General features: G+C 39.6%; 11 protein-coding genes and 3 tRNA genes. 6 read left to right on the forward strand and 8 right to left on the reverse strand.

The annotated features are described in order from the left end of the window. Positions 1-113: 113 nt before the first annotated feature. The 5 genes from HH219_RS21230 to nudE form a co-directional block, all read right to left on the reverse strand. Positions 114-190 (reverse strand) — tRNA-Met (locus tag HH219_RS21230). 61 nt (positions 191-251) lie between these two features. Next, positions 252-328, reverse strand: a tRNA-Met gene (locus HH219_RS21235). A gap of 79 nt (positions 329-407) precedes the next feature. Beyond that, a tRNA-Met gene (locus HH219_RS21240) sits at positions 408-484 on the reverse strand. Between the two features lie 140 nt (positions 485-624). Then, positions 625-1,422 carry a 3'(2'),5'-bisphosphate nucleotidase CysQ gene (gene cysQ, locus HH219_RS21245; protein WP_054206367.1) on the reverse strand — a complete coding sequence of 266 codons (798 nt, stop codon included), beginning with the start codon at positions 1,420-1,422 and terminating at the stop codon, positions 625-627. Beyond that, complete coding sequence (nudE, locus tag HH219_RS21250; protein ID WP_170174314.1) at positions 1,415-1,987, reverse strand: ADP compounds hydrolase NudE; 573 nt, start codon at positions 1,985-1,987, stop codon at positions 1,415-1,417. Before nudE ends, cysQ begins: the two co-directional genes overlap by 8 nt. Positions 1,988-2,048: 61 nt before the next feature. Here nudE and yrfG point away from each other — a divergent pair, with 61 nt between their 5' ends. Then, entirely contained in the window at positions 2,049-2,699 is a 651-nt protein-coding gene (gene yrfG / locus HH219_RS21255) for a GMP/IMP nucleotidase (protein WP_169328550.1), read from the forward strand. Here the strand turns inward: yrfG and HH219_RS21260 are convergent. Next, a complete protein-coding gene (locus HH219_RS21260) occupies positions 2,696-3,319 on the reverse strand; it encodes a dUTP diphosphatase (RefSeq protein ID WP_054206364.1) in 624 nt (207 codons plus the stop codon). The two genes, yrfG and HH219_RS21260, sit on opposite strands and share 4 nt — an antisense overlap. A 123-nt stretch (positions 3,320-3,442) precedes the next feature. Between HH219_RS21260 and HH219_RS21265 the strand changes: the two genes are divergently transcribed. Beyond that, a complete protein-coding gene (locus tag HH219_RS21265) occupies positions 3,443-4,072 on the forward strand; it encodes a peroxiredoxin-like family protein (RefSeq protein ID WP_169328551.1) in 630 nt (209 codons plus the stop codon). A 30-nt stretch (positions 4,073-4,102) separates the two neighbouring features. Here HH219_RS21265 and HH219_RS21270 read toward each other — a convergent pair whose 3' ends face one another. After that, positions 4,103-4,471: a YacL family protein gene (locus HH219_RS21270; RefSeq protein WP_169328552.1), complete on the reverse strand. Its 369-nt coding sequence runs from the start codon at positions 4,469-4,471 to the stop codon at positions 4,103-4,105. Positions 4,472-4,576: 105 nt separating this feature from the next. Beyond that, the gene (locus HH219_RS21275; RefSeq protein WP_054455563.1) at positions 4,577-4,795 is read right to left on the reverse strand and encodes a hypothetical protein; all 219 of its coding nucleotides are present in this window, start codon (positions 4,793-4,795) and stop codon (positions 4,577-4,579) included. Positions 4,796-5,105: 310 nt separating this feature from the next. Between HH219_RS21275 and uvrD the strand changes: the two genes are divergently transcribed. The 4 genes from uvrD (at position 5,106) to HH219_RS21295 (ending at position 11,343) form a co-directional block, all read left to right on the forward strand. Then, positions 5,106-7,271, forward strand: a complete 2,166-nt coding sequence (gene uvrD / locus HH219_RS21280; protein ID WP_054206360.1) for a DNA helicase II — start codon at positions 5,106-5,108, stop codon at positions 7,269-7,271. Next, positions 7,249-9,342 carry a GNAT family N-acetyltransferase gene (locus tag HH219_RS21285; protein ID WP_169328553.1) on the forward strand — a complete coding sequence of 698 codons (2,094 nt, stop codon included), beginning with the start codon at positions 7,249-7,251 and terminating at the stop codon, positions 9,340-9,342. Before uvrD ends, HH219_RS21285 begins: the two co-directional genes overlap by 23 nt. 73 nt (positions 9,343-9,415) lie before the next feature. Beyond that, positions 9,416-10,420: an ABC transporter substrate-binding protein gene (locus HH219_RS21290; protein ID WP_249118581.1), complete on the forward strand. Its 1,005-nt coding sequence runs from the start codon at positions 9,416-9,418 to the stop codon at positions 10,418-10,420. Positions 10,421-10,494: 74 nt separating this feature from the next. After that, positions 10,495-11,343 carry a chemotaxis protein gene (locus HH219_RS21295; RefSeq protein ID WP_169328555.1) on the forward strand — a complete coding sequence of 283 codons (849 nt, stop codon included), beginning with the start codon at positions 10,495-10,497 and terminating at the stop codon, positions 11,341-11,343. Positions 11,344-11,793: the final 450 nt, after the last annotated feature.

Below are 11,793 nucleotides of genomic sequence, written 5' to 3' on the forward strand. Positions count from 1 at the left end.
GCGAACCGACGGCCTTCTAGTTATGAGGAGCCCATTCTTTGCACTCACTGAATTTTAGGCATAAAAAAACACGCTTTAGGCGTGTCTGTTTAATATTACTATTTTTATTTCAGTGGTTGCGGGAGCCGGATTTGAACCGACGACCTTCGGGTTATGAGCCCGACGAGCTACCAGACTGCTCCATCCCGCGCCTGAAATTGTAGAGTTATTTAAAGTTGCTATATATGACAACTTGGCTTCCAATTTAAAATTGGTTGCGGGAGCCGGATTTGAACCGACGACCTTCGGGTTATGAGCCCGACGAGCTACCAGACTGCTCCATCCCGCGCCTGTGTATTTAAAGTCTATCGACTAGTTAATTTTCACTCTAACCAAGAGTTTACAGTAACCAAATTTTTATAAAAATTTGGTTGCGGGAGCCGGATTTGAACCGACGACCTTCGGGTTATGAGCCCGACGAGCTACCAGACTGCTCCATCCCGCGCCTGTAATTTCTTTTCAACAGTTTCGTATTGTTTTCGAACCTGTTTCGAAGAGAGCGCTATAGTATAGGAATCATAATATAATGCAAGAGTTAAACCACTTAAAACTGTTCAACCGAACAAAAAGCAATCAAAATACGAATTAAAGTGCTCTTTGATGCGGATTAATCATTTTTTGCCACTCCCAATCAGGGTGCCCCATCACAATGAAGTCAGGATTTTCAGTGCTTTCACGTTGATTGTAGGTTAACGGGTTAAATTCGGCATCGGTAATACAACCACCCGCTTCTTCTACAATAATTTGTGAAGCGCCTGTATCCCATTCACCCGTTGGACCTATACGTAAAAAGCAATCAGCTTTCCCTTCAGCAACAATACATGCCTTTAAAGAGCATGAGCCAACTGCAACGGTTGTAAACTGTGCATTTAAGTATTGACTCACCGCTTCAATCTTTTGGCGTCGGCTAACGGCTAAAGTTAGGTTATCAGGGGTAGCAACATTGATCTGCTGCTCTATACCGGCAACACGCTTAAATGCACCATTTTGATAGCTAGCAAAATAAGTGGTTTCTTTTGCTGGCCAATAGATCACACCAAGTACCGGACGATTATTTTCAATCAAGGCAATATTTACAGCGAAGTCACCACTTTCTAAAATAAACTCCCCTGTACCATCCATAGGATCCAGCAACCAATAACGTTGCCAATCTTGCCTATCCGCAAGTGCAGGAATGGGCGTTTCTTCAGACATAATAGGGATATCGGGTGCGAGTGCTTTTAAGCCGGCGACAAGTACATCATTTGCAGCTAAGTCCGCCTTAGTAACAGGGGTATGGTCCGACTTTTCTTGTTGACCAATATCACCATGTTTATAAATAGCCATAATGGCTGCCCCTGCACTTTGTGCAAGTTCAATGCAAGGCTCTAGTAATTTATTCATTGGCAGCTCCAGATTCTAAATGCTTAGTTAATAATAGCAAAGCTGCAACGCTTCGTGCTTCTGTGAAGTCTGATTGTTGTAATAATGACTGCCAATCGGTTAATGGCCACTTAACAACCACTAATGGTTCTGGTTCATCACCTATAAGTGTTTGTGGATAAAGCTGCTGAGCAAATAAAATATGCATTGTCGCATTAAAGTAGCTCGGTGCCATTGATACTACTTTTAATGGTTGGAGTTGCTCAGCACCAAAGCCAACCTCTTCTTTAAGTTCTCGGTTTGCTGCTTGCTCTGGTGTTTCACCAGGGTCGATTAACCCTTTGGGAAAACCTAGTTGATAATCATTGGTGCCAGCACAGTACTCACGAACTAGCAGCAGTTCATTGTCTATATTTAGTGGCACTATCATTACCGCCCCCCGGCCACCGCCACGGATCCGCTCATATTGGCGCTGCTCGCCATTTGAAAATTTTAATTCTAAGGATTCAACCGTAAATAAACGGCTTTTAGCGACGACTTCGTCACTGAGAATTTCAGGTGGTGTTGGGTGCTTTTTCTGTGTCATCGGCATTAATTTGCTATCATGGCAGTTAGTTTAATCATAAACCCTATAAGTGGAAATTCCTATGCTAAATTGGTCAAAAATCGATACTGTATTACTCGATATGGATGGCACACTCCTTGATTTACATTTCGATAATCACTTTTGGCTAAACGTTATTCCTGAGCAGCATGCTATTGTGCGCAATATTGGTTTGGATGAAGCAAAAGCTGATATTGCAAAACGTTATCAAGCAGTTCATGGGCAAATTCAATGGTACTGTTTAGATTACTGGGAGCAGCAGCTTAATCTGCCAATTATGGAGCTTAAACGCCAAACACAGCACCTTATTAAAGTACGTGAAGATGTGCCTGCTTTTTTAACTGCACTGCGCCAAGCTGGTAAAGAGCTTATTTTATTGACCAACGCGCACCCTGAAAGTGTTATTTTAAAGTTCGAAAAAACAGCCATTGATAATTATTTGGATGGTGTGGTGTCTACTCATCAATACGGTGTAAGTAAGGAGCATCAAAGTTTGTGGCAACAAGTACATGCAGATTTAGGGTTTGATAAACAACGAACGCTATTTATTGACGACAGTTTAAGTGTGTTAAAAGCCGCGAAAGAGTTTGGTATTGGTCATTTATTGGCGGTTGCAAACCCTGATAGCAAGCAACCACACAATGAAATTAGTGACTATTTAAATATTACTGATTTTAGCCACGTCCACCCTTAACTCTTAGGGTAACGCGCCTCCAAGCCTTGGTATACAAGCTTTGCAAAATCAGCATGCTCAGTATCAAGGCTTTTAACTACTTCAACTAAATGCTCGTTATCTTCTTGTCCATGCCATTCTTTAATATAGCTACCGTCTTTGTAGCCATGATCTTGACGGAAAAAGTTAAGCGTATTTTTACCTACATAACCACGGTATAAATCATCAATATCCATACCTATTTGCACCATGCAACCTGCGAATGCAGCAGCGTTAAAGGTTTTATCTGCAACAGCTGACGCCGCTAGAATTTCTAATGTTTGTTTGAAGTCATCAGCTTGCTGCGGTGCACTTAACTGTTGTTCAAGTTGCTTAGCTAAATCTAAGTAACTAGTTTTACCATCAATGCGTAGCGATAAACCAAAATGAAAAATATCAACAAGCTCTAAAATAACTTGTTCGGTATCTGGAGTTTGCTTTTTCCACCATTTCCAACCGTAATGATCAAGCATTTCAGCGCATTCAACCCAAATAGCACGATTCCACTCAAACCCTTGGCTAAACCATTGGTCATGTACTTTAGTATTCATGGCATTTTGCATTTCTAGCATCACTACTAGTTTACTTAAATTGGCAGACATTTCGATCCCAGTTACTCTATTTAATTACTGCTAATAATACAGATAAATTAAGTTTGATGAAATTGTTTATCTTGCTAGTCTGTCATCTAAGCCGCACGTTTCAAAAATTACCAAGGGAATTACATGCTAAAACCTATTTTATTTGCTTGCTCTATGCTTATAACAGCATCGGTATCAGCTGCAACCGCAACGAATATTGCCTCAGCAGCTGAAAAAGTCAGCCCACTGATGCCTGGACTGACTATACCTGCAACAACATTAAAGAATAAAGATGGTCACAATGTTGATCTTACTGAGCGTTTTGCAGAAAAAACAACGGTGTTAATAGTGTATCGAGGTGGCTGGTGCCCGTATTGCTCAAAGCAACTTGCGAGTATACAAAAAATAGAAGCTGAACTAGCTGAATTAGGTGCACAAATTATTGCAATCTCACCAGACAGCCCTGAAAAGCTCGCTGAGAGTAAAATTGACTCCCCTAATTATCAGTTACTTTCTGACGATAGCCTTACCTTAAGCCAAGCGCTTGGCCTTGCATTTTATTTAGATGATAAAACAGCGACTATTTACCGTAATAAACTAGGGGTGAATTTTGTGTCCCTTGATGGTAAAGCTAAAGTTGCACTGCCTGTGCCTGCGGTATTTGTGGTAGATAAAAAAGGGCTCGTGCATTTTCAATACGCTAACCCTAACTATAAAGTACGTCTGACCGAAAATTTATTACTTGCTGCTGTTAAATCAGTGTCTGAGCAGTAATATAGCCAAATAGCAGAGCCTATGCTCTGCTTACCTTCCTGTAGTAAATTCTTGCCATGAATTAATCAAATCAATAAAGTCTTCAAACCCACAACCACTGCTTAAACCATTTTCTTCAAGCATTAGCTCATCGTCTTGATATGCGATTAAATCTTCAGAATCTTGGTGTAATGCGTGCGCTTCAAAAATAGCTTCGTCTTTATTTAAGATCAAATCAATTTCTTGCCCTTTTAAAGTCAATGGCTCAAAGCTACTTGCAACTGATGCTATTAATGCTTGTACCATGGCTATTTTTTCTTTACCAATTTCTTCGTTAAGCCAACGGCCTATTACTGCATGTTCGCTGCTAATTTTAATGCGCAGGCCACTGATTGGATCGCGTATAAATTGATATTCCATATATATCACTTATGAACCTATAATTATGCAATTATACCCAAATTGTAAAAGCACAACACCAAAAACAATAATAGCGCCAAAGGGCGCTATTATTAACTTCTAACGTCATGATCTATAGCGAGCGGCATCAATTATCGACCATAAGTAAATAATAGGTACTAGTACAAAACCGATTAATACATAAACAAGCGCATAACTTATAATGATGGCTAGTGCAAAAAAGATAGCCGACAAAATACGTCCTTGCACCAACTGCCCTAAACCTGGGAAAAAGATATTACAAATTGCCGCAATTACATTACCGCCAGAACCTTGATCTGCCATGTTAACCTCAATTATTAATTTAATTTCTTATTAGATACTTACACACATCATGCCAATTATTAAAACCGATTAAAATCAAAAACTTAAAATAACATAGCATCATTTCTTTTTACCAAAATCGTTATTTTCACTAAATATAAGTCAAATTTACTACGGCAACATTATCATACGCATGATAGCTTAGCTAAAAAACTCACTAAATAGAATAAAGAACATTTTTTAAATTAACTGTTTATAAAAACAGTATTTTATTTAGCCTAACAAAAACACCTGTTATACTGCTTTCAATATTGATTGAAAAGGCGTGATGATGGACGTTTCAGAATTACTCGATGGCTTAAATGACAAACAACGGGATGCCGTAGCTGCTCCACTACAAAATATGTTGGTGCTCGCTGGTGCTGGCTCTGGTAAAACTCGAGTACTGGTTCATCGTATCGCGTGGTTAATGCAAGTTGAGCAAGCTTCGGCTTACAGTATTTTTGCGGTAACCTTTACTAATAAAGCAGCTAAAGAAATGCGCTCTCGCGTTGAAGAAGCCCTTCAAGCTCCTGTTGGTGGAATGTGGATTGGTACTTTCCATGGCTTATCACACCGTATTTTACGCGCCCATCATCGCGAAGCTAATTTGCCAGAGGCATTTCAGATTTTAGACTCTGACGACCAGCTGCGCATGATCAAGCGCTTATTAAAAGCCATGAATATTGATGATAAAAAATGGCCTGCTAAACAGTTTGGTTGGTATATCAGTGCCAAAAAAGACGAAGGCCTGCGCCCTAAAGATATTCAAGCTTATGACATCAACGAACAAATGATGTTAAAAGTGTATACCGCTTATCAGGAAGCATGTGACCGTGCCGGTTTAGTCGATTTTGCAGAAATTTTACTACGCAGTTTTGAAGTTATAAAAAATAACCCCACCTTGCTTCGTCATTACCAGCAACGCTTTGCCCACATGTTAGTTGACGAGTTTCAAGATACTAATACTATTCAATATGCATGGCTTAAATTGCTGGCAGGCGACACTAATAGTATTATGATTGTTGGCGATGATGACCAAAGTATTTACGGCTGGCGTGGTGCTAAAATTGAAAACATTAAACGTTTTTTAACCGACTTTAAGGCCGAAACTATTCGCCTAGAACAAAATTATCGTTCTACTGCCACCATTCTAAAAGCGTCTAATGCACTCATTCAAAATAACTCAGATCGTATGGGAAAAAGCCTCTGGACTGATGGTAATGATGGTGAGCCAATCTCAGTTTATGCTGCCTTTAACGAATTAGATGAAGCACGCTTTGTTAGTAGTAAATTACGCAGCTGGTTGAACGCGGGGAACGCCCTGCAAGATGCCGCTATTTTGTACCGTAGTAATGCACAATCACGCGTTCTCGAAGAAGCTATGCTCCAAGAAGGTTTAAAATACCGCATTTATGGCGGTATGCGCTTCTTTGAACGTCAAGAAATTAAAGATGCACTCGCATATTTACGCTTAGTAGGTAATCGCCAAGACGATGCCGCTTTTGAGCGAGTAATTAACACCCCAGCCCGTGGTATAGGTGATAAAACCCTGAGCCATATACGCGACTGTGCCCGTAGCGAATCATTACCATTGTGGTACGCCGCTAAAGCGATTGTTGAGCAACAACATTTATCAGGCCGTGCAGCAACCGTTGTTACTAAGTTTGTTGAACTAGTAGAGCATATTGAAGATAAAATTAGCGATCTCACGTTAGAAGAGCAAGCCAAATACGCGATTCAAACATCAGGTTTGATGGCGATGTATCAGGCTGAAAAAGGTGAAAAAGGCCGCGCTCGTGTAGAAAATTTAGAGGAGCTGATCAGTGCCTGTGGCCAATATGAGCTGCCGGAAGATGAAGAGTATAGCTCTCCTTTACAAGGTTTTTTAGCACACACCTCACTCGAGTCTGGCGATGGTCAAGCACAAGAGCATGAAGATGCGGTGCAAATGATGACCTTACACTCAGCGAAAGGTCTAGAGTTTCCACTGGTATTTATGGTAGGTGTTGAAGAAGGTATGTTCCCTTCACAACAAAGTAATGAAGAGTCAGGTCGCTTAGAAGAAGAACGTCGCCTTTGTTATGTAGGCATGACTCGTGCGATGGAAAAACTGTATATCAGTCACGCCGAGACTCGCCGCCTTTACGGGCAAGAAAAATACCACAGCCCGTCACGTTTTTTACGCGAAATGCCTGAGGATTGCATTGAAGAAATTCGCATTAAAACACAAGTATCACGCCCACCTGCATCAGGACGTTTTAGCTCATCAGTAAGTCATGCCACATTTGAAGAAAGTGGTTTTAACTTAGGCCAACATGTGTTACATGCAAAGTTTGGTATGGGAACAGTTATTAACTATGAAGGTAGTGGTGCACAATCTCGCGTACAAGTGAATTTTGATGATTTTGGTAGTAAGTGGTTAGTAACTGTTTATGCACGACTACAAGCTATTTAACTCGCTACTACAAAATACTCTAACGCAACTTGCCTATGCTAAGCATAGGCAGTTGCTCTTAATTACTGGCGAACAAAATTGGTGTTATCAGCAAGCTAATGAATTACTCAACCAACTTAACAACCCGCATGTAAAAGTATTATCAAGCAGTCCTGATCTCACAAACAGTGTTTGGCCCGAACATACTCACCAGATTCTCGGCCAAGAATTTCAACATGTTATTTATGATGGGTTTAGTGGATTAGTACCTGATAAGTTTGCAGCCCTCAGTGGCACTGTCCAGGCTGGCGGGTTGTTTATTCTACTGTTACCTGAGCTTAATGAGTTACACCATTGGTGCGACCCTGCACTTACTGCGTTTCAATCATTTGAAACGCAGCAACAATACAGTTATTTTAACCAACGCTTCGCACGTTTACTCTGTAACGATCTATTACTGCATTTGAGCCAACAGACAGGCTGGCAGCAATCACCTAACACGAGTCAGCTAGCTGGTAAAATAGACTTAACTGAACAACAATATTGTATCGATCAAATAGTTAAAACAGCGACAGGAAGGGCCAATAGACCATTATTAATCAGTGCAGATCGCGGCCGTGGAAAATCCGCCTCTTTGGGTCTTGCAGCCGCAAAATTAACAGGCAAAAAAATACTCATTTGCTCACAACAATTTAATGCCTTGCACAGCTGCTTTAAACACTTTGCAATAGAGCGAGAGCTCACCTATCGAGCACAAAACAAACAACTAGCCAACCTACATTATGTTGCACCCGATCAGTTACTTAATGAGCTACCAGAATGTGATGTGTTGCTGGTTGATGAAGCCGCTGCGATCCCAGTACCACTACTAATTAAAATGCTCGCACATTATCCTCGTATTGTATTTGCCAGCACAATAATAGGTTATGAAGGAAACGGTCGCGGGTATACATTAAAGTTCAAACACTATTTGGAGCATCATTATAAAAATATGCGCAGTGTTACTTTAGAACAGCCAATCCGCTTTGCAGCGAATGATCCCCTCGAGCAGCATATTTGTAATTTGTTAGCACTTGATGCGGATCATCAAAGTATTGTTCTGAATACTAACCCCCTTCACTTTTCTGAATTAAATGCTCAGAACCTTGCCAAAAATGAGGTTTTACTACGCCAAGTGATAGGACTGTTGGCATTAGCACATTACCAAACCAGCGTGAATGACTTACGCCATTTACTCGATGCAACTAGGCAGCGTATATTTGTGTGTCAGCAACAAAATTGCATTATTGCCGTATGTTTAATTGCGATTGAAGGTGGTTTACCCGTTGATATAAGCGCACAAATAGTCAGTGGTAAGCGTCGTCCCCAAGGGCATTTAATGGCGCAAACATTAGCCCAGCTAAGTATTGATGCTGACGTACTTACAAAGTTATCTGCTCGTGTTGTTCGTATTGCCGTTGCACCATCAGAACATAGCAAAGGTATTGGCTCGCAACTTATTAGCCATTGTGAACAGCAACTAGCCTCAACTTGCCATTGGTTTGGGGCAAGTTTTGGTGCTAATGCAACACTACTCAAGTTTTGGCAAAATGCTGGATTTGACTTACTTAAACTAGGCTTCGCAAAAGATAAAGCCACTGCTGAACATGCGGCTCTAATGGTTAAGCCCCTAACTGACGATGATCTATTAATTAATGATCTTGCAGCTCATTTTCAATCAGACTTTGCATTACAGCTCCTTGAGCATTTCAGTCAATTGGATCAGCAATTAGTCGAACAAATACTAAACGGCTGTGCACAGGAAAGTGTTGATAACAAGTTAGATCAACGTCTTACAGCCTTATTAGCAACAGATTATCAGCTATTTGCTATAAAGCCTTTACTATGGCGCGCACTCTGGCGTACACCAAACAGTTTTTTCAATTGTGATGAAAATACCAAATACCTTATTATTAGGCTAATATTACAAAACTGGTCACCAAAAAAAGTACAAATAGTTTTCCAGATCAGTGGTAAAAAATCACTCGATAAACTATTTAAGCAGGCTGTTAATAACTGGTATGAGCAATATTCACTTAAAAAGTTACCTTAGTACTCTTTTACTCCTTTTTCTTTTCATGAGTAATTTTATCTATGCCGAGGAAAAGCAGGTTATAAAATTAGGCATGTCTACAGCATTGAGTGGCCCAGCTAAACAAATTGGCGAGCAACTTTACCAAGGTAGTAATGCTTATTTTAATAAAATAAATAACAATGGCGGTATAAATGGAGCTCGAGTAGAGCTACTCGTGGCTGATGATGGCTATGAACCAAAAAGGGCGGTCAGCAATACTCGTCACTTTATTTACCAAGATAAAGTCGATGCTCTGTTTGGTGCAATGGGAACTCCTACAAGTCATGCAATTACTCCTATTCTTGAACGGGTAAAAACCCCTTATTTAATGCCCTATAGCGGTGCTGATTTTTTACACCACCAACCAACGATAAATGTATTTAACATCCGCGCTAGTTACTATGATGAAGTTCGAGAGCAAATTAAATACCTCGTAGAAGAGTTGAAGCACTCTAAAATTGGTTTTTTAATTCAAGCCGATGAATTTGGCCATGTTGTCGAAAGTGCCCTAATTAAATCGCTTGCTTCTTATAACCTTAAACCAATTCAAGTTGCTCGTTACCGACGTAATAGCAATGATATAGATAGCGCACTTAAACAATTAAAATCCAGTAATGTAACAGCCATTGCACTTGTCGGTACATACAAACCATTAGCTGAATTTATAAATAAAGCTTATCAACTCAATTTTTCACCTGACTATACAAGCGTATCCTTTGTATCAAGTCAGGACTTATTTGATCGCATTAAACAGCCGAGTAAACTTATGGTTACTGAGGTCGTCCCTAATCCAAAAGAGTGTGATGCATACTGGTGCCGTGAATTTATTAAAGACATGCTCCTAGCAAAAATTGATGAGCCTAATCGGCTTCATTTTGAAGGCTATCTTAATGCAATGGTGTTTAGTTCTGCTGTAAAGCGCTGTTCATTACCACTACAGCGCCGCTGTTTGATTCTACAATTAAATAGAGTATTCCGTGAGGATAAAAAGATAAACTCATTGTTCGTAAATAAAACAGACCAGAATAAACGTATAATCTATCGTTCTGTTTTCTAAAAAATCAGCGAAATCACTGTCTTTTCTAAATTATGTTCTATCCTTAAATTACTAATTTGGGACGTGAGGAACGTATGGATTTAATTAATTTTAGAGTAGGTCAGAAAACTATTTCATTAAAGATTCTCGATATACTTTTAACAGAGCGCTTTGAAAATAATTTAACCTCATTACCAAATGATAATAAAAGTTTCATTGGCGTTAAAGATTATATGGAAACGCCTACTCCAATCTTTGATCTAGGGCTCATTCTCAATAAACAATCTACCCAAGCAAGTAATCAACTACTAAGTAACTTATTTAACGAATGGGAAGAAAAGCAATATCAATGGTTTAATGCACTGGAAAACAGTATAAATCAAAACCAAATATTTAATCAAAGTGATGATATACAACAATCAAACTTCACTAAATGGTACAGCAACTTTAAAACCGAGAATGAAGATCTTCAAGCTATTATTGAGCGCTTTAAAATTCCTTATGAGCGGCTTTATGAACGCTCAAATATGATTATTCAATTAGTTAAACAAGGAGCGATTAAACAGGCTTTACAGGAACTAAGCCACGAGCGAAGCAATAGCTTTATGCAGCTAATTCGATTATTTGAATCCGCTAAAGAGCAAATAATTTTGGACTATAAACCTATCATTATTTTCACCACTAAAGATGGCCGAACCCCTCATATAGGCCTTTTAGTCGATAAAGTTGAAGATAATATCAGTTATCAAAAAGAGAACATTAAACCTCTTGATAAGCTTACCGATATTGGTTTTGATATAGACCATCAGACTAAAAGTATGATGTGCGGCTTGATAAAGCTTGAAGGTAAGCACAGCGTACTCATAGATCCTAGTGCTATATTTCGCCCCGCTCACTTAGCCCAGCAGCATGCTGAAGAAACAGAAGGCTATGGTTTATTCTAGGGGCTCATATTTTTAACAAGCTTTTTGTTATTATACCAATCGTGTTAAGTTACTGACCACTTATAGCGACAGGTAAATACAGTGATAAAAAGGCATAAATTTTGACATGTAGTGGTTCTCGGCAATTGCTCCTGCATTGCTCTACCTCCTGCATCCATGCAGTCGTACATGAAAAATTTATAACACAGTTAGCGCTTTATTTAGCCCGCTAGAGTGGTTAAATATTTAAGTCGATTGGTATTACTCTTATTTAAATTTATTCTGAACACGCTGTAAACCACTGATTAACAATAAGAATACGTTGAGAAAAGAGTATATGGGGTTCTGGGGAATACTGTATATGCCTTCAGGCTAAAGCCTGACCTTACAATAAAATACCCGCACGCTGATTGCAAAACAGTAGGTCGTGATTTATCGCGACAACCGATATATCGGGGTGTGTTGCTTTCA

Origin of the sequence: Pseudoalteromonas sp. NEC-BIFX-2020_015 (genome assembly GCF_012952265.1) — a bacterium.
GTDB classification, from domain to species: Bacteria; Pseudomonadota; Gammaproteobacteria; order Enterobacterales; family Alteromonadaceae; genus Pseudoalteromonas; species Pseudoalteromonas neustonica.